Annotated in this window: 27 protein-coding genes and 1 pseudogene; 14 read left to right on the top strand and 14 right to left on the bottom strand. The window is 66.6% G+C overall.

Annotation, left to right across the window (positions count from 1 at the left end; genetic code table 11):
- Positions 1–94: 94 nt before the first annotated feature.
- The 5 genes from H6G16_RS07840 (at position 95) to H6G16_RS07860 (ending at position 3047) form a co-directional block, all read left to right on the top strand.
- Complete coding sequence (locus tag H6G16_RS07840; RefSeq protein ID WP_190389695.1) at positions 95–322, top strand: Nif11-like leader peptide family RiPP precursor; 228 nt, start codon at positions 95–97, stop codon at positions 320–322.
- Positions 323–351: 29 nt separating this feature from the next.
- Positions 352–528: a hypothetical protein gene (locus tag H6G16_RS07845; RefSeq protein WP_190389696.1), complete on the top strand. Its 177-nt coding sequence runs from the start codon at positions 352–354 to the stop codon at positions 526–528.
- A 189-nt stretch (positions 529–717) separates the two neighbouring features.
- Positions 718–900 carry a hypothetical protein gene (locus tag H6G16_RS07850; RefSeq protein ID WP_190389697.1) on the top strand — a complete coding sequence of 61 codons (183 nt, stop codon included), beginning with the start codon at positions 718–720 and terminating at the stop codon, positions 898–900.
- 105 nt (positions 901–1005) lie between these two features.
- On the top strand, positions 1006–1482 hold the full coding sequence (locus H6G16_RS07855) for a cupin domain-containing protein (RefSeq protein ID WP_190389698.1): 477 nt from the start codon (positions 1006–1008) through the stop codon (positions 1480–1482).
- Between the two features lie 20 nt (positions 1483–1502).
- A complete protein-coding gene (locus H6G16_RS07860) occupies positions 1503–3047 on the top strand; it encodes a deoxyribodipyrimidine photo-lyase (protein ID WP_190389699.1) in 1545 nt (514 codons plus the stop codon).
- A gap of 35 nt (positions 3048–3082) precedes the next feature.
- Here H6G16_RS07860 and H6G16_RS07865 read toward each other — a convergent pair whose 3' ends face one another.
- The 5 genes from H6G16_RS07865 to H6G16_RS07885 all read right to left on the bottom strand — a co-directional run bounded on the left by H6G16_RS07865 (position 3083) and on the right by H6G16_RS07885 (position 7667).
- Complete coding sequence (locus tag H6G16_RS07865; RefSeq protein WP_190389700.1) at positions 3083–4831, bottom strand: protein adenylyltransferase SelO family protein; 1749 nt, start codon at positions 4829–4831, stop codon at positions 3083–3085.
- Positions 4832–4882: 51 nt separating this feature from the next.
- Complete coding sequence (locus H6G16_RS07870) at positions 4883–5749, bottom strand: ion transporter (protein ID WP_190389701.1); 867 nt, start codon at positions 5747–5749, stop codon at positions 4883–4885.
- A 107-nt stretch (positions 5750–5856) separates the two neighbouring features.
- Positions 5857–6585: a hypothetical protein gene (locus H6G16_RS07875; RefSeq protein ID WP_190389702.1), complete on the bottom strand. Its 729-nt coding sequence runs from the start codon at positions 6583–6585 to the stop codon at positions 5857–5859.
- The gene (locus H6G16_RS07880) at positions 6585–7304 is read right to left on the bottom strand and encodes a 16S rRNA (uracil(1498)-N(3))-methyltransferase (RefSeq protein WP_190389703.1); all 720 of its coding nucleotides are present in this window, start codon (positions 7302–7304) and stop codon (positions 6585–6587) included. Before H6G16_RS07880 ends, H6G16_RS07875 begins: the two co-directional genes overlap by 1 nt.
- Positions 7305–7313: 9 nt before the next feature.
- A complete protein-coding gene (locus tag H6G16_RS07885) occupies positions 7314–7667 on the bottom strand; it encodes a PAS domain-containing protein (RefSeq protein WP_190389704.1) in 354 nt (117 codons plus the stop codon).
- A gap of 75 nt (positions 7668–7742) precedes the next feature.
- On the opposite strand from H6G16_RS07885, the gene H6G16_RS07890 reads away from it, so the two are divergent.
- Positions 7743–8405 carry a PAP/fibrillin family protein gene (locus tag H6G16_RS07890; protein WP_190389705.1) on the top strand — a complete coding sequence of 221 codons (663 nt, stop codon included), beginning with the start codon at positions 7743–7745 and terminating at the stop codon, positions 8403–8405.
- Here H6G16_RS07890 and H6G16_RS07895 read toward each other — a convergent pair.
- Complete coding sequence (locus tag H6G16_RS07895; RefSeq protein ID WP_190389706.1) at positions 8377–9120, bottom strand: ZIP family zinc transporter; 744 nt, start codon at positions 9118–9120, stop codon at positions 8377–8379. The genes H6G16_RS07890 and H6G16_RS07895 overlap by 29 nt on opposite strands.
- Positions 9121–9189: 69 nt before the next feature.
- Positions 9190–9705, bottom strand: coding sequence for a thermonuclease family protein (locus tag H6G16_RS07900; protein WP_190389707.1), 516 nt, complete (start codon positions 9703–9705; stop codon positions 9190–9192).
- A gap of 429 nt (positions 9706–10134) precedes the next feature.
- Here H6G16_RS07900 and H6G16_RS07910 point away from each other — a divergent pair, with 429 nt between their 5' ends.
- Positions 10135–10788: an alpha/beta fold hydrolase gene (locus H6G16_RS07910; RefSeq protein ID WP_190389708.1), complete on the top strand. Its 654-nt coding sequence runs from the start codon at positions 10135–10137 to the stop codon at positions 10786–10788.
- On the opposite strand, the gene H6G16_RS07915 is transcribed toward H6G16_RS07910, so the two are convergent.
- Positions 10755–11240, bottom strand: a complete 486-nt coding sequence (locus H6G16_RS07915; RefSeq protein ID WP_190389709.1) for a hypothetical protein — start codon at positions 11238–11240, stop codon at positions 10755–10757. The two genes, H6G16_RS07910 and H6G16_RS07915, sit on opposite strands and share 34 nt — an antisense overlap.
- A gap of 56 nt (positions 11241–11296) precedes the next feature.
- On the opposite strand from H6G16_RS07915, the gene H6G16_RS07920 reads away from it, so the two are divergent.
- Entirely contained in the window at positions 11297–11677 is a 381-nt protein-coding gene (locus tag H6G16_RS07920) for a VOC family protein (RefSeq protein ID WP_347238829.1), read from the top strand.
- A gap of 19 nt (positions 11678–11696) precedes the next feature.
- Here H6G16_RS07920 and H6G16_RS07925 read toward each other — a convergent pair whose 3' ends face one another.
- Positions 11697–12098: an OsmC family protein gene (locus H6G16_RS07925; RefSeq protein ID WP_190389710.1), complete on the bottom strand. Its 402-nt coding sequence runs from the start codon at positions 12096–12098 to the stop codon at positions 11697–11699.
- A gap of 89 nt (positions 12099–12187) precedes the next feature.
- On the opposite strand from H6G16_RS07925, the gene H6G16_RS07930 reads away from it, so the two are divergent.
- The gene (locus H6G16_RS07930) at positions 12188–12364 is read left to right on the top strand and encodes a hypothetical protein (RefSeq protein ID WP_190389711.1); all 177 of its coding nucleotides are present in this window, start codon (positions 12188–12190) and stop codon (positions 12362–12364) included.
- A 51-nt stretch (positions 12365–12415) separates the two neighbouring features.
- Positions 12416–13072: a L,D-transpeptidase gene (locus H6G16_RS07935; RefSeq protein WP_190389712.1), complete on the top strand. Its 657-nt coding sequence runs from the start codon at positions 12416–12418 to the stop codon at positions 13070–13072.
- Here the strand turns inward: H6G16_RS07935 and H6G16_RS07940 are convergent.
- From H6G16_RS07940 to H6G16_RS07950, 3 genes are read right to left on the bottom strand one after another with little or no spacing between them, the layout of a single operon-like run.
- Positions 13044–13322 carry a hypothetical protein gene (locus tag H6G16_RS07940; protein WP_190389713.1) on the bottom strand — a complete coding sequence of 93 codons (279 nt, stop codon included), beginning with the start codon at positions 13320–13322 and terminating at the stop codon, positions 13044–13046. The genes H6G16_RS07935 and H6G16_RS07940 overlap by 29 nt on opposite strands.
- Positions 13323–13343: 21 nt before the next feature.
- Positions 13344–13550 (bottom strand): DUF3721 domain-containing protein, encoded by a 207-nt coding sequence (locus H6G16_RS07945; protein WP_347238830.1) that lies wholly within the window; start codon positions 13548–13550, stop codon positions 13344–13346.
- A gap of 32 nt (positions 13551–13582) precedes the next feature.
- Positions 13583–14242: a DUF305 domain-containing protein gene (locus H6G16_RS07950; protein ID WP_190389715.1), complete on the bottom strand. Its 660-nt coding sequence runs from the start codon at positions 14240–14242 to the stop codon at positions 13583–13585.
- A 55-nt stretch (positions 14243–14297) separates the two neighbouring features.
- Between H6G16_RS07950 and H6G16_RS07955 the strand changes: the two genes are divergently transcribed.
- Positions 14298–14687, top strand: coding sequence for a MerR family DNA-binding transcriptional regulator (locus tag H6G16_RS07955; RefSeq protein WP_347238831.1), 390 nt, complete (start codon positions 14298–14300; stop codon positions 14685–14687).
- An 8-nt stretch (positions 14688–14695) separates the two neighbouring features.
- Here H6G16_RS07955 and H6G16_RS07960 read toward each other — a convergent pair whose 3' ends face one another.
- Positions 14696–15145 (bottom strand): CopD family protein, encoded by a 450-nt coding sequence (locus H6G16_RS07960; RefSeq protein ID WP_190389716.1) that lies wholly within the window; start codon positions 15143–15145, stop codon positions 14696–14698.
- A 129-nt stretch (positions 15146–15274) separates the two neighbouring features.
- Between H6G16_RS07960 and H6G16_RS07965 the strand changes: the two genes are divergently transcribed.
- The 3 genes from H6G16_RS07965 (at position 15275) to H6G16_RS07975 (ending at position 17501) form a co-directional block, all read left to right on the top strand.
- Complete coding sequence (locus H6G16_RS07965; protein WP_190389717.1) at positions 15275–16351, top strand: linear amide C-N hydrolase; 1077 nt, start codon at positions 15275–15277, stop codon at positions 16349–16351.
- Positions 16352–16433: 82 nt separating this feature from the next.
- A complete protein-coding gene (locus H6G16_RS07970) occupies positions 16434–16736 on the top strand; it encodes an AP2 domain-containing protein (RefSeq protein ID WP_190389718.1) in 303 nt (100 codons plus the stop codon).
- 465 nt (positions 16737–17201) lie between these two features.
- The gene (locus tag H6G16_RS07975) at positions 17202–17501 is read left to right on the top strand and encodes a 2Fe-2S iron-sulfur cluster-binding protein (RefSeq protein WP_190389719.1); all 300 of its coding nucleotides are present in this window, start codon (positions 17202–17204) and stop codon (positions 17499–17501) included.
- A gap of 93 nt (positions 17502–17594) precedes the next feature.
- Here H6G16_RS07975 and H6G16_RS07980 read toward each other — a convergent pair.
- Positions 17595–17807, bottom strand: a pseudogene (locus H6G16_RS07980) (photosystem II q(b) protein); the annotation flags it as partial.

The raw sequence follows: 17807 nt of genomic DNA on the forward strand, positions 1-17807 counted from the left end.
GACCGGCAGCCGCAGTATGGGGGCTGGAGCTGGCCCAGGCCTGGAACGGCCTGGGTTTTCGGGCAGTAGGGTTTCGTATCAACAGGAGCTGGCGGTGACCCTCGAGCAACTGAGGCACTTCCTGGCCCGTGTGCAGCGGGATCCGGCCCTGAAACGGCAGGTGGAGGAGGCGATCACCGCCGATGCGGTGGCCCTACTCGCCCAGGATCTCGGCTACTCGGTGTCGGGCAGCGACATCCTGCGCTTTTCCGGCCAGTCGGCCTCCGGGGTGCGGGTGCGTCGGATCGAGCATCCGGGTGAATACCCCGGCCGCTACTACTGAATTCCCAACCGCCAGCCGCGCATCACGCCATGGGCAGATACCAGATCCGCCGCGACGACGGCATCAGCGACGGCATCGCCGGCCAGGTGTTCGCCAGCTACGACGCGGCCCATGCGGTGCTGGAGCGGTACTACGCCGATCTCTGCTGCTCCGACGATCGTGAGTACTACCGGATCGTGGCCGCGGGCGAGGAGCCAGGTGGTTGAGCCGCACCCTGGCCAAGCCCGGCCCCGGCATCCAGCAGACGGGTCTGCAACAAAACAAGAAGTCATTGGCCGGATCCCGTTGTAACAACCGCTACCAAACGCTTGAATGCATGCACGTTGATCCACCCCTTGGTGGACGCAGATCGCTCCGCGCCAGGCAACGGGGACGCGGACACTGTGGAGACCGTGATGAACGTGCTCGATTTGATCCGCACCCGGATCCTCAAGGAGCAGCGCCTTGACGACGCCCAATACCTGATGGCCAAGGCCTATCGCGGCGTGGCCTACGTGGACGCCCACCACGATGAGCCCAAGCCCGGCGAGGTAACCAAGCAACTCACCTACCGCGGCCGCCACTACGCCCACCAATGACGGAATCAGGGGGCCACTGGCCCCCTTTTTTTGCCTCGATTCGCGGCGGAGAGCAGAGTTCTGGCAAGGGGACTAGCATCCGCCGAACAATCTGAGGCAAGCGCCATGGCCACTCCCCTGACGCGAGGTCTGAGGCCGGCGCTGGGTGCTACATCCAGGTTGCTCGCCGCTTCGGCCTTGGTGGGTGCCATGGGGGTCCCAGCCCTCGCGATCGAACCGGCGCTCCACATTCGCGTGGCCGACAAGGCATTGGCCTGGGGCCCCTGCCCGGCCTTCATGCCGAAGGGCTGTGAACTGGCCGTGCTGCACGGCAATCCGGCCCAAGCGAATGCGGACATCTTTTTCCGCATTCCGGCCAAGGCGGAAATCCCCAAGCACTGGCACAGCTCGGCCGAGCGCATGATTCTGGTGGAGGGGGTGCTGGAGGTGAGCTACACGGGTCAGGCTCCGGTGACCCTGCGCCCCGGCTCCTATGCCTACGGGCCGCCAAAGGCCCCCCACAGTGCCGTCTGCCGCAGTGCCACGCCCTGCGTGCTGTTCATCGCCTTTGAGGGTCCCATCGACGCCCATCAAAATCACTAAAGGTGGTGGCGTAGCTGCCGATGGGCCCCCTGCACGTGGTGTGGTTCAAACGGGATCTGCGCTGCGCAGATCACCACCCCCTGCTGGAAGCCAGCCGGCACGGACCGGTGCTGCCCCTGTATGTGGTGGAGCCCGAGTACTGGCAGCAACCCGATAGCTCGGCGCGCCAATGGCAGTTCTGCCGCGAAAGCCTGCTAGAGCTGCGCGCGTGCCTGGAGCGGCTGGGCCAACCGCTGGTGGTGCGCTGCGGCAGGGTTGAGCAGGTGCTGGAGCGGGCGCACCGCCAGTTCGGCATTGCGGCCCTCTGGAGCCACGAGGAAACCGGCAATGGCTGGACCTACGCCCGCGACCTGCGGCTGGCGGCGTGGGCACGGCAGCACGCCATTGCGTGGCATGAGATTCCCCAGTTCGGAGTCACCCGTCGTTTGGCGCAACGCCAGGGCTGGGCCCGTCGCTGGGAAGGCCGCATGGCCGAAACCCAGGCACCGGAGCCCATGGGGCTCGTCCCCCTCGCCGGCCTGGATCCCGGGCCCATTCCCAGCGCCGAGGACCTGAAGCTGGAGCCAGATCCCTGCCCAGGACGGCAACGGGGCGGGCGCAGCGAGGGGCTGGCGCTGCTGCAGAGCTTCCTGGCCGAGCGCAGCCGCCGCTACCAAGCGGAGTTGTCCAGCCCCAGCACGGCGGCCCTCAGCTGCTCGCGCCTATCGCCCCATCTGAGCTGGGGCACCCTGTCGCTGCGGGAGGTGGTGCAGCACAGCCGGCAACGGCGCGCTGGCTTGTCAGACGCGCCGGGGGATCGCCGCTGGCACCGCTCCCTGCAACGCTTTGATGAGCGCCTGCACTGGCACTGCCATTTCATCCAGAAGCTCGAAAGCCAACCCAGCCTGGAATTTCGCGAGCTCCATCCCCTCACGGCCGAGCTGCGCCACAGCGATCCGGAGCGGCTGGCCGCCTGGGCCACCGGTCACACGGGACTGCCGTTTGTGGATGCCTGCATGCGCTCCCTGCTGGCCACCGGCTGGCTCAACTTCCGCATGCGAGCCATGCTCATGTCGGTGGCCAGCTATCAGCTCTGGCTTCCCTGGCGGGAGAGCGGCCTGCACCTGGCCCGGTTGTTTGTGGATTACGAGCCGGGGATCCACTGGAGCCAGTGCCAGATGCAATCGGGCACCACCGGCATCAACACAATCCGGATTTACAACCCGCTCAAGCAGGGCCTGGATCACGATGCTCAGGGGCAGTTCATTCGGCGCTGGCTGCCCGAACTGCGCCAGGTGCCGGCGGTGTATCTGCATCAACCCTGGACCATGGATCCCGCAACCCAGCAGCGCGTGGGCTGCGTACTGGGTGAGTCCTACCCGCTGCCAATCGTGGACTGGGCCGCGGTGGCCGCCAGCGCCCGCGAGCGGATCTGGGGGCTGCGCGAACAGGAGGGATTTGGCGCCATGGCCGACGCCATTCAGCACCGCCACGGCTCCAGACGGTCTGGCTTGAAACGCTCCAGCTCGCGGGCCAAGGCCACCCGGCAGGTGACGGCGGGGCAACTGAGCCTGGATCTGGCCTGAGGGGGAGCTGGGCCCTGCGCCACAGCCAATCATGGTCAAGAGGAACAGCTGTAGTGGGACACGCCACCGGCGTTGAAGAACTCCTGGGGCCGCAGCCGGTCGTAGGTGGCCGCCAGCTCCGCTGTGGGAGCGTCATAGGGATGGCTGAACACCGCCTGCAACTCCTGGATCAGGCCGGTGTCGCCCTGCTCCGCCTGCTGATAGGCCGGGGCAACCAGCCACTCGCGCCAGGTGATGGCGGGATTCACCCGTTGCATCGCCGCCGATGTCTCCTGCGGGTCGCCGTTGGCCGTGATCGCAGCGCGCCAGCGCTCCAACCAGCCGCTCCAGGCGGCGTCGAGACCGTCCGACGTCGGCGCATAGAAGCTCTCCTTGAGGGCGGAGAGGTGCTCAGGGGAGGTGGCCGGTATGTCCGACAGCCTTCGGAAGACGATCGTGTAATCGGCCTGGGAACGCAGCATCAACTCCAGCAGCTCGTTGGTCAGGCCGGCATCCGGGGTGGCCAGGCCCAGCTTGCGGGCCCACATCGCCTCGAGCTCCCCGTTCATCGCCTCGGCAAAACCGTCACGGATCTGATCGAGCTGGGCCAGAGCCTCGGTGTTGCCTTCGAGCAGGGGCCGCAGGGCCGACCAGAACATCTGGTAGTTGGCTCCGGCGGCCACGGGCTGGTTGAAGAAGCTGAAGTGCTCGCCGCCACCGGTCCAGGGCTGGAAGCCGGGATCGAACCGTTCGCAGAAGCCAAACGGGCCGTAGTCGAGGGTGTAGCCGCCTGCGGCGCAGTTGTCGCTGTTGAAATTGCCCTGGCAGTAGCCCACCCGCATCCAATGGGCCACCAGGGCGGTGAGGCGTCCCCGGAACAGGCGCGCAAGCTCCAGCACCTGGTCGCTGAAGGCCAGGCTCGGATCAATCTCCGGCCGGTAGTTGCGCTCAATCAGGTGGGCCACGATCAGGCGCAGCTCCTCCAGCGCCGCCGGATGGGCCTGGCGGCGAACGCGGCGGGCAAACAGCTCCAGCTGACCCACCCGCAGAAACGACGGCGCCACGCGGGTTGTGATCGCCGCTGGATTGTCAACCAGGATGTCGGGATCAAACGACGTGGAGTTCGGTGCATACCAGGGGCGGCGCACGGTTTCGGTGCCGGACCCATAGAGGGTCAGCGAGCGGGAGGTGGGAACGCCCAGGGCATGCATGAACTCCTGGGCCAAAAACTCACGCACGCTGGAGCGCAGCACGGCCCGGCCATCGGCGCCGCGGCAGTAGGGCGTGGGCCCGCCGCCCTTGAGCTGCAGCTCCCAACGCCGGCCCTCGAACACGCCCTCAAACACGGAGACGGCCCGGCCATCGCCGTAGCCGTTGCCGGTGCCAAACGGACACTGCTGGATGTATTCGCTGCCGTAGATCGAGAGGGCATAGCCGGTGGCCCAGCCATAGGGGCGCATCGGCTGCCGCGCCACGCTGATGTCGCCGGAAAACAGCCGCAGGAAGGCCTCGTCGTGGGCCAGGGCGTCACTCAGGCCCAGCTCCTGGAACAGGCCGGGGCTGTGGGCCACGTAGGCAGGCAGGGGCAGGGGCGTGGGGGTCACCGGCACGTAATGGCCCGAGAACACCTGGCGGGGGCGGTGGTCGTGGCCATCCACCGTGGCCTGGGGATCCGGCTTCAGCGACTCCAGCAGCGAATAATCGGCCCGTTGCGCGAACTCAGCAAAGGTTGTGATCGGAGTGGTGCTCACGGGGCTCGGGGATCTTGAGCTGCCAGGAGTCGGCCCTGACGCTGAGGTCACCATCCTGGCGAAGTGGACATGAGAAGCGGCGATCCTGCAGGGGGCCTGGTTGGGTCAATCGCCTTGCCCGCCGTCTGAGCTCTGCTCAGGCCTGCTGTCAGCGGTCAGAGGGCGTCCGCACGTTTTACAAATCCCCGCACCAGCCGGGACCCGCCTGGATTCCTCTTCGTAGCCAGCAGCAATGATGCCAGCCGGAAGCGCAAAAATGGCGATTCCGAGTAGCTGGATGATCCCACCCAGGAACTTACCAAGGGGTGTGACTGGAGCGATGTCCCCATATCCGACGGTGGTGAGTGCCGATATTCCCCACCACATCGCGGCAGGAATACTGGAAAATACGTCTGGCTGGGTATCAACCTCAACAAAGTAAATCGCACTCGAAGCCAAAATCAGCACCACCCCAACCGCTGCCAGGGCGACGCCAAGATCACCGCGCCTTGCACCGATCACCCGCTGCATGCGCCCGAAGGAATCCGAGTAGCGGCCCAACTTCAGCACCCGGGCAAATCGCAACAGCCGCAGCACCCGAAGGATCCGCAGATCGAGCGTGGCGGCAGGGAACGCGAGCGTGACGTAGAAGGGGAAAATTGCGATGAAATCTACCACGCCACCGAAGCTGCTCACGTAGCGCAGCCGTCCGAGGATCGGCTGCCGGTAGCGGGTATCAGCCGTACAGGACCAGATTCTCGCTGCGTACTCGATGGTGAAGACGCTGACCGTAAACACTTCAAATATCCAAAATGCCAGGCCAAAGCGCAGCTGAAGACTGTTCACAGTCTCGAGGATGACCGCAAGAACATTCAGAAGGATCAGCACGAGCAGAAACAGGTCGACCCAATCCCAATCGGCCCCACCGCTCTGCGGATCTTCGCTGAACTCGAGAAGCTCCCAAACGCGCTGGCGGAGCTCTGAGCCAGTCATTTCCCTCATGCCTTGACGTGGAGCTGAACATTAAGGCTCTCGGGGGTGCCCATAGCCTCACGGCCCAGCGATTCATTCCTGACCAAACCGAGTTGCGGCCCTGATGGTCAGGGTGTGGTGCTGGGCAACGCCTGGAAGGTGCCGTACTGGCCGATCAGCTCTCCCTTGGCGTTGTAGGTGACCACCTCGAGGGCGCTGGAGCCATCCAGCGGCATCGCCAACTGGATCACCGCATCCCCCTTGCTGCAGGGACCGGGCTGCAGGGTCAGCCGAACCACGCCAAACACCAGATCGCTGGGCGCCCTGGGCGGCACCAACTGATCGGGGTAGCGGCCGTTCCGGCCCCAGGGCAGCTGTTGGACGCTGTAATCGCTATCGCACATGCCGTTGATGGCATTGCCCCAGCGGATCCGATTCGGCTCCACCGTGAGCACATCGATCACCGCCCGGCCTGCCGTGCTCTGCCCCTGCCAGCGGCCAAGAAAAACATTGTCGTGCGCCCAGCCCTTGGGCTTGGCGATCGCCGCCGCGGCTGGGCGCCAGAGCACCTGCAGGGTGTAGTGCCCCTCGCGGTTGAAGCGGATGCCCTCGCTGCTGGCGCTGCGCTCGTAGCGGCGGCCCTGTTCGGTGGCCGGGAAGTCAAAGGCCCAGCGGCCGAAACGCACAGTGGCGTTGCCCTGGCGCTGGCTGAACGTGCACGGCCCCTTCTCCAGCGGAAGCGTGTGGTCGTGGCGGCTGAGGATGCAGGTGGCGGTGGTGGTGTCAGCCCGCGCTGGTGGGGCCGCCCCGCTGGAGCACAGCAGAACCAGCAGAGCCAGCAGCCGGGATGGAGCCATCAGCCCAGACCCGGCAGCGCCTGGGCAAGCACCGTGATCAGGGCCGTATCCACGCTCAGGATCCGCTCCCCCAAACCTACGCGCTGCGCCTGCACCGATTCGGCGAGCTGCACCTCAAACGGCACGAAACCGCCCTCCGGACCCACCATCACCACCGCCGGCCCCGGCGGGACTTCCGCAAGCGACATGGGGGCACCCATGTCTGCCAACCAGCAGGGACGCCCCGCACACAGCCCGGGCAACTGGTCTTCCATAAAGGGGCGAAAGCGGCGGTGCAGATGCACCCTGGGGGCGATCGTGTCGCGGGATCGCTCCAGGCCTGCCAGCAGCGCGTCGTGCACCCGGGCTGGTTGCAACAACGGGCTCTGCCAATAACTCTTGTCCACCCGGGCGCTCTGGATCAGGTGCAGATTGGCGACGCCGAACTCGGCGCACTGGCGCAGAATCCGCCGCAGCATTTTGGGCCGCGGTAACGCCAGCACGATGTCGAAGCGATGGCGGGGCGGCGGTGGTTCGCTGAGCTGAACGCGAAGCCGCACGCCGCTGGCATCCAGGGCCTCAATCACCCCCTGGCCGCCCAGCCCGCCCAGCAGCCCCACCCGCAGGGTGTCGCCCACCTGGGCGCGCAGCACCTCGCGCATGTGCTCGGCGCGGTGATCGCGCACCACGGCCATGCCGTCTGCGATCCAATCGGTCTGATGGAGCAGAACGATGTTCAAGGGACCTGGCTAGCTCCGATCGGTGATGTCGATCGAGAGCCCGCACAGGCCCACGATGGTGCCGGAGGCGTCGCGCAGGGGGCTCTTGATGGTGAAATACACCCGCTCCTCTCCGCTCTCTTTGATGATGTCGCGCTCCTCCCGCGCGACAGAGACGCCCTGGGCCATCACCTCGGCATCGTTCTCACGCAGGGCGTTTGATTGCTCGAGGTCGAAGAAGTGGCTGTCATCCTTGCCGATGATCCCTGCGAGGTCGGCACCGAAGATGCGCTGCACCGTCGCATTGGCATAGGTGTAGCGGCCATCGAGATCCTTGGCATAGGCCGCGGCGTCGATGGCGTTCAGAATGGAGTCGGCGTCCATGGGACTGGTTCAGGCCGAAGGAATCCAGCATCGCGCAACCTCCGACGTTGCACTCACCGGCATACCAACCCTCTGATGGATCCCTCCAGCCCCACTCCGGCATCCCCGCCCCCGCCGGTGGCGCAGCAGCGCCAGGCCCTGTTGACCCTGCTGCGCCAGGAGCCCCGCGCGGCGGCCAAGCGGGAGAGCCACCAGGTGCAGCAGCTGATCGAGGTGCTGGAACGGGCCATGCCCGCCGATCTCACGGCGCCGCAAGCCCTGGAGCAGCTCGAGGGGGTGTGGGAGCTGCGCTGGAGCAGCAGCAGCCAGCCCTATCTGGCCGTGGCGCCCTGGCTGGAAAACCTCCAGCTGCTGGCCCCGTCCCAAAGCCGGGGCATGAACCTGCTGCGGCTCACCGGGCCCCTGGCCCCCCTGGCCAGCATTGCCGTGGAGGCCGAGCTCAGGCTGAACCCCTCCAGCCAAGCCCAGCAGCGGGTGGAGGTGCGCTTTCGTCGGGGGGGCTGGCTGGGGCCTTCCCTGGGGGCGGGTCGCCTGCAGCTGCTGCGCAGCGTGCAGCAATCCTTCCCAGCCTGGCTGGACATCACCGTGCTCGACGACGAGCTGCGGGTGTGCCGCGGCAATGCCGGCACCCTGTTCGCCCTGCTGCGCCGCCCCGACCTCAACCTCGAGGAGTTGCTGCTGCCCCTCACCGACACGCCCAAGGACGAGCTCAGCTCTGGCTCGCTTCAAACACGATGATGCTCACCGACACCATGAAGCCCAGCACCGTCAGGAGACCCGCCAGTTTTCCCGCGTGTTCATAGGACTCGGGAATCATCGAATTGCTGAGCATCATCAAAATGGCTCCGCCCGCAAAGGCCTGAACCAACGACAACCAGGCTTGGGTAGTGGTGCTGAACAGGCTGTAGCCCGCGGCAGAGGCGACAGCGCAGACCCCGGCAATCACCAACCACAGCAGCATGATTCGCCGGCGACTCCAACCGCTCGCCTGCATGCCGATGGTGCCGGCCACCGCCTCCGGCAGGTTGGAGAGAAAGATGGCCACCAGCATCGCCAGGCTCACCACCTGATGGTCCAGGAGTCCCAGCCCGATCACCATGGATTCGGGAATGCCATCGAGGATGATGCCCAGCACCATTGGAATGGCCAGGTGGGCTGAACCACTGACACCACGGGCCCCGGTTGTGGGCGCCCCAAGGCCCGCAATCCACTGGTCTCCGAAATAAAAGCTGAGCGCCCCCAGGCAAAAGCCAATGGCGGGAAAACCGCTGCCCCTGGAACGTTGGACGGCCTCAAACACCAGCTCAAAGGACACCGCCGAGATCAGGGTGCCGGCACCAAAGGCCATCAGCAGCCCCAGGCTGCGCCGGCTCAGGCGCACGCTCGCCGCGAGCAGGCCCCCCAGCAGCAACGACGACGTGGCCAGGGCACCCCAGAGAAGAGCAGCGAGCAAGGGATCACCCCAGGGATCAAATCCTGATAGCCCCGGGCCCATCGCGCCACCGGCTGCAACCTCTGGCCTTCAGCTCCGGCGCTGGCGGCGCACCTCCCAGGGGCGGGGGATGCCGCCGGGCTCCTGCCACACCCCGAAGCGATGGCGGCTGGCCCTGAATTCGGCATCGAGATAGGCGCGGCCTTCGCAGGCCTCCAGGTAGCGGCGGTAGGCAAAGGCCTGGCCGTCTTCCACCAGGGCCAGGCCCAGGTTGATCTCGCCGATCACCTCGGCCACCAGGCGGCCGTAGCGATCGGTGCTGTGAACGTCGAGGGTCACTGGTGCGCCGAGGGGCAACCGCTGCCGCAGGTAGGTCCGAGCCGCGGCGCCGTAGGGGCTCTGGGCCAGTTCCGGCGCATCGATGCAGGCCAGGCGCACGGTCAGCGAGCGTCCGGCCTGGCGCACCCGGATCGTGTCGCCATCGCCGATCGAGAGCACCACGGCCTGGAGCGGTTGGCTCTGGCCCGCGCTGCAGCCCACCAGGTCCAGCCAGCCCACCAGAGCCAGACCAGCCCCACCCAGACCCAGACGGCAAGCGGCGGCCATCGGCGCACGGCGGCAGGGGTGTCGCAATTTAGGGGGAAGGAACTGGGCCATCGTGCAACGCCACATGCTCCTGCTCGTTGGCGTCGTTGCGGGCCACGATGGCAATGGCAGCTTCGCTGTTGCTGAGGTTCACCGGCATGTGGGGCAAGCCGGCGGGGATGAACAGAAAATCGCCGGCACGGTGCCGGCGAGCAGATAGATCGCCGATTCCGAGCCCACGTGGCGGTGGGCCGGCGGGCACCACTGTTGGCGCCGGAGATGCCCACGAACTGCTGCAGTCCCTGGCGGCTGGTGCTGCTGGCCAGCGGCCGCACGGTCACGATGGTGTCGGCGGAGGGGGTGCCGCCAGCAAGCCCATGCAGGGGTCTGGCCACGAAAGCGTTCACGTTACAGCGGCGGGAGCACCCGGGCGCATTGGAGGATCGAGGGATGACCACTGCCTCCCCAGACCTCCTGATCGACGGCCCCGCCGAGGCCGCAGCCACCCTGGTGCTGGCCCATGGGGCCGGTGCTCCGATGGACAGCCCCTTCATGGCCGCGATGGCCGGCGGACTGGCCCAGCGCGGGTGGCGGGTGGTGCGCTTCGAGTTTCCCTACATGGCCCAGAGCCGTCTCAGCGGACAGCGGCGTGCCCCCGATCGGTTGCCGCGGCTGCTGGAGTCGTTCCGCGCGCAGGTGGCCCAGCAGGCCGGGGCGGCCCCAGTAGTGATTGGGGGCAAGTCCCTGGGGGGACGGGTGGCCAGCCTGCTGGTGGATGAGCTGGCCAGCGCCCACGGCGTGCGCGGTTGCCTCTGCCTGGGCTACCCCTTCCATCCCCCCGGCAAACCCGACCAGCTGCGCACCGACCACCTGGCCGCGTTGGCCACCCCCACCCTGATCGTGCAGGGCGAGCGCGACAGTTTTGGCAAGCGCGGCGACGTGGAGGGTTACCGGCTCTCAGCCCAGATCCAACTGCAGTGGATCGCCAGCGGCGACCACAGCTTCAAGCCCACCCGCAGCTCCGGCCTCAGCGAAGCCGACACCTGGGCCGCGGCCGTGGGCCACGGCGATCAGTTCCTGAGGGCCGTGCTCCAATCGGGCTGAGCCAGGCCCTCCACCGCCTCCCCGAGCTGCTCGTAGGCCATGCCCTCCCCGTGGGCCCGGATCAGGGGCTGCAGTCCGATCGACTGCCGCTCCGCATGCAAGCTGCGGGTAGGCACCAGCCAGAACCGCCACTGGGCCAAGTCCTGGGGGTTCACCCGGGCGGGGTCCTGCTCCGCCAGCAGACAGAACACATAGGCCGTGGCCGTGCGCTGCTCCATCGGGAAGCTGATCGCCGTTGGAGCGGTCTGCTGCGCCGACTGCAGGTAGGCGGCGGAGCGCACCGCCAGGGTGATGGGGCCGCCGGGAAGCTCCAGATCGGCGCCCTCGCGGCGGTGCTCCCCGGGATCGAGGCCCAGGGCGCGGTGCACCAGCCACTCGGCCAGGGCGGTGCGGTTGGCGATCGCCACCAGGGGCCCGCACTGCCAGCGCAGGAAGGCATCGAGGTCGGTCATGGGGGGCACCGAGGGCGCAGCCGCCCGCAAGGTACTCAGCCCAGGAGGATGGAGCCGTGATCCACACCTCCCTCGTGCTGGCGGCGGACGATCCCGCGGCTCTCGCCAGCTTTTATGGCGCCTTGCTGGAGGTGGCCCCCCAGCCGGGTTTCAGCCCCAGCCATTGGCGGCTGCCCTGGCCAGCGGGCGGGCACCTGGAGATCTACGCCCCCTCGCGCCGCCGCCCCCAACCCCCACAGCAGGGCCGCCTGGCCCTGTGCCTGCAGCGCGAGGCCCAGGACGGCGAACCAAACGCCGCGCTGCTGGCGTGGTTGGAACGGGCCCAGGCCTTGGGAGCCACGGAGCTGGATCCCCCACGGCAGGAGTCGTTCGGGATGGAGGCCTGGCTGCTCGATCCCGAGGGCAACCGGGTGCTGCTGCTGATGCTGAAGGGGTGAACCCTCAGGTCGATGGCCGTCAGGACCAGTGGAGCTCCATCGGCACGCTGCCTTCAAGACTCAGCTTCACGGGGCAGGTTTCACCGGCCTGCTGCAGCACCGTGCACTGCTCGGCGTCGAGATGGGCTGGCAGCGTGATCCACACCGTGAGCATGGCGATCTTGCGCGGCAGGTCGGAAGTCATGGTTTTCTCCACGCGGGCGGTGCAGCCCTCCAGGGCCCAGCCGCGGCGCTTGGCCACGATTCCCATAATCGTGAGGATGCAGGTGCTCAGGGCTGTCGCCACCAGATCGGTGGGGGAAAAGCGCTCGCCTTGCCCCTGGTTATCGGTGGGGGCATCGGTTTCCAGCAGGGTGCCGGATGGTCCGTGGCTGGAGCGGCAGCGCAGGTCCCCTTCGTAGCGGCTCTCGATGCGGGTCACAGCGCAGATACGGCTTGGGGAAGCTTGGCAGTTGCGGATGCCCGCAGCGCCGAACCCCCAGTTCACTCCCTAGCGATGATGGGCAGGCCTTGGAAGAACGGCCCAGCGTGAAACTGCCGGAGGGATGGAGGGTCTGGCTGCTGGCCTTGGCGCTGAATGCCATGGCCGCCGGATTGTGGTTTGTGAATCGGGGCGTGGAACGTCCCGAGGCCGGAGGCAGCCTCTGGGCCCTGATCCGCTCCCTGGGCTCAGGGTCGGTGGGTTAGGAGCACACACCCTTGCCCGCCGGCATCATGCGCCCAACGCTCAAGCCCGCCATGTGCCGTCTCCCCTTGCTGGCCCTCGTGGGGGTCGCTCTGACACTCACGGGCTGCGCCCAGCGCCAGCATGGCCAGCCGGCCGAGACATCGGTCACGGGCCCCATCAAGGTCGACCTCGACCTGAAGGATCCGTCGATGAGCTTCGGCGTGTTGCCCCGCGGCGAGGATCGCCTGGTGTTCAAGGTTGGTTCCGGCCGCCATGGTGTCACCTGTGCTGGCAGCCGCTTTGAGGAGGGATACACCCCCCTGGGCACCTTCAAGGTGAATGCGATTCTCAGCAAGGGCCGCTTTGTGATGGACCCGAAGCTGATCGCCGCGTCAGGCAAATCCGAGGCCGAGCTGAAGCAGACCCTCTTCCCCTCGATGAACGCCATCGACTTCGATGGCGACGGGGAAACGGGCGAGTATGGACTCGGTTACATCAGCCTGGCCCCCGTCAACAGCGTCAAGCAGCCCTTCGGGTTCAACACCTATGACGGCAAATTTCGCTGGTACAGCTTTGCCATCCACGGCAGCAACAACGACAAACGCATTGGCCAGAAGGTCACCGGCGGCTGCCTGAACGTGGCGGAGCCGGAGCTGAAGACCTTGCTCAGTGCGGTGCGGCTCGGCGATGTGGTGCAGATCAAGGCCAACGGACCCTGCTCCGAGTGATGAGCATGGCGGCCCCGGAGACAACCACCACCAGGGTGAGCACCCCCAGCAAGGCGGAATAGAAGGGCTGCAGATTCAGCGGGCCAAAGCGGCCGGAATGGATCTTGAGCAGCCAGAAGGCATCGATGCCCCGCTCCAGCAGCAGGCTGTACAGCGAGCCAGTGACAGCCGTGAGCAACAGCGGTGCCGCTGCGATCGGCACCACCCAACGATGCAGCTTTCGCCAGCGGGATGGGGGCAACGGAGCCATGGCCAATGGGGAACGAAGGGATCAGTGGTGACGCAGGTGATGGTGCAGGGCAGCCTCATTGCTGCACGGCATCCACTGGCCTTGGTTTTGGTGGACGCCCTCACAGCCCAGCTCCTTGGCCCGTTGCTCGGCCTGCTGCTGGGTGTCGTAGAGGCCCTTGGGATGGGCCTGGGCGACGGGGGATGCCGCGACCAGGGCCAGGGCCAGGAGCGAGATCAGGGGAGGCACGGGCGGGTGAACTCGACCGGTGAGGTGCTGCATCAGAAGCGGAACAACGGGTCGTATTGGCTGTACTGAGGCTTGCGCAATCCATCGCGCTGCAGCATGCGGCGCAAGGCGATGATTTCACCGCGCTGGGCCACGATGATCTTGCGAGCGAGGCGCCGCACGGTGGGGTTGGTGGACTTGGCCAGGGCGTCATGGGCCATCTCCAGGGCCGCACCGTGGTGGGTGATCATCCCCTCGAGAAACCACACCACCCGGTTGGCCTTGCTGGGCCTGGCCCCCATCATCCGCATTGCCTGCATTTGGCCAGGGCCCATGGCTTCCAGGCCGGTGATGCTGTTGGGATCCCCACCCGCTTTGAGGACGACGGGACCCACCGGGGCTTGCGGATACCAGGCTTTGCGCCACTGCCCCATCGCCTTGATCTCCGCGGCCTGGTCACGCCAGATGCCATGGGCCAGGGCACCGACCCCGGGGGAGCCGATGTGGAACACCTCCTCGCTCATCCGCAGGGCACCGGTGTGGTGCTGCACCATCGCGTCAAGCCAGCGCAGGTCGTAGGTGGCACCGGCAGGACCCACCCCGTGCTGCTGGTGCTGATGATCGTGCTGGTGGTGCTGGTGGGGGTCCCCCTGGGCCAGGGCGGGGGCAGCCCACAACCCCACCAGCAACAGGGGAATCGCCAGCGAACGCATGGAGGAGAACTAGAGGGTTCCCCTACGATGCAGTCTCCCCCTACGGGAGAGTCAAGTGCTGGTCGCACCATCCCTGAAGATCGGCGATGTCGCCCAGCGCTCGGGCCTCAGCGTCAAAACGATCCGCTTCTACAGCGATGCAGGGTTGATTGAGCCGCTCAGCCGCAGCGAGGGGGGCTATCGCCTGTTCGGCGAGGAGGTGTTCGCGGAGCTGGTGCTGATCCGTACCCTCAAAGCCATGGACATCCCTCTCCAGGATGTGGGCCGCATCCTGGAATCACGGCGCTCAGGCCTGTGCACCTGTGCCACGCTGCAGGCCACGATCCGCCGCAAGGCCGGTGAAATCGAGCAGAAAATCACGGCGCTGCGCCACCTGCACCAGGAACTGAACGCCTTGCTGGGCAGCTGGGAAGACTGCGGCGGCCGCAAGCCTGCCGAGGCCTGAGGCCCCGCTCAGCCCAGCCCACCCAACCGGATCAGGGCGCCCACCACCACAAAGCCAATCGCCAGGGCTGTGATGCCCCGGATGTGCCAAGCCAGGCCACGCAGGTTGTCATCACGCAACGCGGGGATCAACCGCAGCCGGGCGTGCAGCGCCAGCGCGGCCGTCGCTGCCAGCAGCAGCAACTTGACGCCCACCAGCATCCCAATCGGATTCGCCGGGCTGAGCAGGCCCCGAAAGCCAGGCAAGAGGATCCAGCCCATGGCCAACCCCGTCAGCACCTGAATCGCGAGGGCGGTGAGCCCGAGCGGCTCAAACGTCTCCTCGAAGTCGCGGATGGCCGCCGCACTCTGTAGCCGTAGGGCCCGCGGCAGCACCCCCAGATCCAGCACAAGGTGGCCACCGGTCCAGACCGTGGCGGCCAGAGCATGCACGATCACCAGCAGGGCAAAGGGGGACACGGGGAGGGCGGGGCAGCAGCTCCCACGATGGGGCCATCCCGCTGAACTGACCGTGGCGAGCCTGCTCTCCGCGGCTGTGGCGGGGTTTGGAAACCACAGCCAAACTTTGGGGCAGAAATTTTTGGCCCCATGCCCAAGCGCCTCACGGCAGCTGCAGCTGTTGCCGCCCTCAGCCTCGCCGCTGCCGCCCCAGCAGCCCTGGCCTGCTCCCGCGTCACCTGGCTCGGCCCAGACCAACAGGTGATCACCGGCCGTTCCATGGACTGGCCCTATGGCTTCAACTCCCACTTTTATGTGATCCCCCGCGGTGAACGGCTGAACGGAGCCGGCGGCGTCAACTCCCTGAGCTGGACCAGCCGTTACGGCTCGGTGGTGGTGAGTGGCAGCACCGAACCCGGTGGCGCCATCGATGCGGTGTTTGATGGGGTGAACGAGCGGGGGCTGGCCGCCAACCTGCTCTATCTCGCCGAGAACGATTTCGGCCTGGCGACGGCCCCCGCTGGCCGCCCCCGCCTCTCCTTTGCCGCCTGGACGCAATATCTGCTCAGCCAATACGCCACGGTGAAGGAGCTGGTGCAGGCGGTGAAAGCCGATCAGATCCAGATCGTGCCGGTGCCGTTCGGACCCGGCGGCAAGGCCAAGGCCACCGTGCACATGGCCGTCTCCGATGCCAGTGGCGATTCCGCCGTGATCGAGTATCTCAAGGGCAAACCGGTGATTCACCACGGCCGCCAGTACCAGGTCATGACCAACAGCCCGGTGTACAGCGAGCAGCTCAAACTCAACGCCTTCTGGAGCACCAAGGACCGCACCCATGAGCTGCCGGGCTCGATCCAGTCACCGGATCGCTTCGTGCGGGGCTCTTACTACAACGAACAGCTGCCGCCCACCAGCGATCCCCGCCAGGCCCTGGCCGGGGTGATGAGCGTGATGCGCAACATCTCCGTGCCCTGGGGCACGCCGGATCCGGAGCACCCGAACATCTCGCCCACCTGGTGGCGCACCCTGATCGATCAGAAAAACCGGGTGTACTACTTCGACTCCGCCCTCTCGCCCCAAATGGTGTGGGTGAACCTCAACCAGATCGACCTCAAGCCCGGCAGTGGCGTGCGCGCCATCCAGATTGAGGGCAATGACGGGCTGCAGGGCAATGTGACCCGCCAGCTGCAACCGGCGGCCGCCATCAGCTTCCTCGCGCCGAAATAAGCACGGCCCGAGATTCCCCAAAAGGGGACTGGTCGATCGGGCGGCCGCTCCAACAAGTTGGTCACGGGTGTCCCAGCATGCTGTGTCCGTCCGTTCCCGTCGCAAGCCGGAAGAGGCCTACCTGGCCTATGCCCGCCGTCCCAAACGGCATGGTGCGAGCTCCAAATATCGGGGGGTTAGTTTCCGAAAACAAACCCAACTCTGGATTGCCCAGTTCTACTGGCGGGGCAAGCGCTACTTCCTGGGGTCGTTCCAGTCAGAGCTGGAAGCGGCCCTGGCCTACAACCTGCACGCCGAACGCATGATCGGCGAGCTGGCGCTCCTGAATGATCTCTCCGGCGATCCCGGCTGCCCCCAAGCCCAGGACGGCCCCAGGGAGGGGTGAGCCACCATCGCCAGCTGGCCCATTCCCCCCAGATGGGGACTGGCCCAGAACCTGGTCTGCCCTCCAGGATGACGGGGCGACGATGAGGGACGAGCTTCGCTGTCGCCAGCCCAGGGGAGACCGACCTGCATCCAGAACCTGGAGGCCGGGACTCCTTTTCCTGTCGAGCCCTTTTTCTGTCGAGCTCTGGGGGCCGGGAGCGGGGCAGCCCCGGGGCCCTCAAGTTTTGGCAGAGAGGAGCACGACCCCCAGCAGCAGGGCGGCCAGAACCAGTTCGCTCAGCATCGTGTCCACCGGCCGCCCTGATCCCAAGGAAGATCTGCACTCTCGCTGATCGGCCGACGATGGCGCGCCCCCCATGCGGGGGCAAACCACCCCCAGAAGGGGACTAGGCCTGGTTCGGGGTCTGCAGCCAGGGTGCAGCCATGCCGGCATGTTGTCGGTCCCCTTGCCCCACCCATTGCCATGGCCAGCTACAAGGTCACCCTCGTCAACGCCAATGAGGGACTCAACCAAACCATCGACTGCGCGGACGACCAATCGATTTTTGATGCAGCTGCCGATCAATCCATCGATCTACCAATCTCCTGCCGGGCTGGCTCCTGCTCCTCCTGCGCCGGCAAGCTGATCAGCGGCACGGTGAACCAGGACGATCAGGCCTTCCTCGACGAGGACCAGATCGCCGCCGGGTTTGTGCTCACCTGCGTGGCCATCCCCACCTCGGACTGCACGATCGAAACCCATGCCGAAGAAGCGCTGTATTGAATCCTTGGGGCAGCAGTTGGCCCCAACAAAAAGCCCCCTCTCGCGAGGGGGCCTGGGGGATTCCGTTTGGCTTGTTCAGCCGTAGCTGATCAATCAGCCGATGGCGGGGGCAGTCAGGGCCACGGGGGTGGCTTCTGCTGCGGCCAAGTCGAGCGGGAAGTTGTGAGCGTTACGCTCGTGCATCACTTCCATACCCAGGCCTGCACGGTTCAGCACGTCCGCCCAGGTGTTCACCACACGGCCTTGGCCGTCGAGGATCGACTGGTTGAAGTTGAAACCGTTCAGGTTGAAGGCCATCGTGCTCAC

Origin of the sequence: Cyanobium sp. FACHB-13342 (assembly GCF_014697415.1) — a bacterium.
Classification (GTDB): Bacteria; Cyanobacteriota; Cyanobacteriia; order PCC-6307; family Cyanobiaceae; genus Cyanobium_A.

Excerpts from the sequence above, each read along its gene's own strand:
- H6G16_RS07845 (WP_190389696.1), top strand. The coding sequence starts at position 352 with ATGGGCAGATACCAGATCCGCCGCGACGACGGCATCAGCGACGGCATC.
- H6G16_RS07850 (WP_190389697.1), top strand. The coding sequence starts at position 718 with ATGAACGTGCTCGATTTGATCCGCACCCGGATCCTCAAGGAGCAGCGC.
- H6G16_RS07855 (WP_190389698.1), top strand. The coding sequence starts at position 1,006 with ATGGCCACTCCCCTGACGCGAGGTCTGAGGCCGGCGCTGGGTGCTACA.
- H6G16_RS07860 (WP_190389699.1), top strand. The coding sequence starts at position 1,503 with ATGGGCCCCCTGCACGTGGTGTGGTTCAAACGGGATCTGCGCTGCGCA.
- H6G16_RS07865 (WP_190389700.1), bottom strand. The coding sequence starts at position 4,831 with ATGGTGACCTCAGCGTCAGGGCCGACTCCTGGCAGCTCAAGATCCCCG.
- H6G16_RS07870 (WP_190389701.1), bottom strand. The coding sequence starts at position 5,749 with ATGACTGGCTCAGAGCTCCGCCAGCGCGTTTGGGAGCTTCTCGAGTTC.
- H6G16_RS07875 (WP_190389702.1), bottom strand. The coding sequence starts at position 6,585 with ATGGCTCCATCCCGGCTGCTGGCTCTGCTGGTTCTGCTGTGCTCCAGC.
- H6G16_RS07885 (WP_190389704.1), bottom strand. The coding sequence starts at position 7,667 with ATGGACGCCGACTCCATTCTGAACGCCATCGACGCCGCGGCCTATGCC.
- H6G16_RS07890 (WP_190389705.1), top strand. The coding sequence starts at position 7,743 with ATGGATCCCTCCAGCCCCACTCCGGCATCCCCGCCCCCGCCGGTGGCG.
- H6G16_RS07900 (WP_190389707.1), bottom strand. The coding sequence starts at position 9,705 with ATGGCCGCCGCTTGCCGTCTGGGTCTGGGTGGGGCTGGTCTGGCTCTG.
- H6G16_RS07910 (WP_190389708.1), top strand. The coding sequence starts at position 10,135 with ATGACCACTGCCTCCCCAGACCTCCTGATCGACGGCCCCGCCGAGGCC.
- H6G16_RS07915 (WP_190389709.1), bottom strand. The coding sequence starts at position 11,240 with ATGACCGACCTCGATGCCTTCCTGCGCTGGCAGTGCGGGCCCCTGGTG.
- H6G16_RS07935 (WP_190389712.1), top strand. The coding sequence starts at position 12,416 with ATGTGCCGTCTCCCCTTGCTGGCCCTCGTGGGGGTCGCTCTGACACTC.
- H6G16_RS07940 (WP_190389713.1), bottom strand. The coding sequence starts at position 13,322 with ATGGCTCCGTTGCCCCCATCCCGCTGGCGAAAGCTGCATCGTTGGGTG.
- H6G16_RS07950 (WP_190389715.1), bottom strand. The coding sequence starts at position 14,242 with ATGCGTTCGCTGGCGATTCCCCTGTTGCTGGTGGGGTTGTGGGCTGCC.
- H6G16_RS07965 (WP_190389717.1), top strand. The coding sequence starts at position 15,275 with ATGCCCAAGCGCCTCACGGCAGCTGCAGCTGTTGCCGCCCTCAGCCTC.
- H6G16_RS07975 (WP_190389719.1), top strand. The coding sequence starts at position 17,202 with ATGGCCAGCTACAAGGTCACCCTCGTCAACGCCAATGAGGGACTCAAC.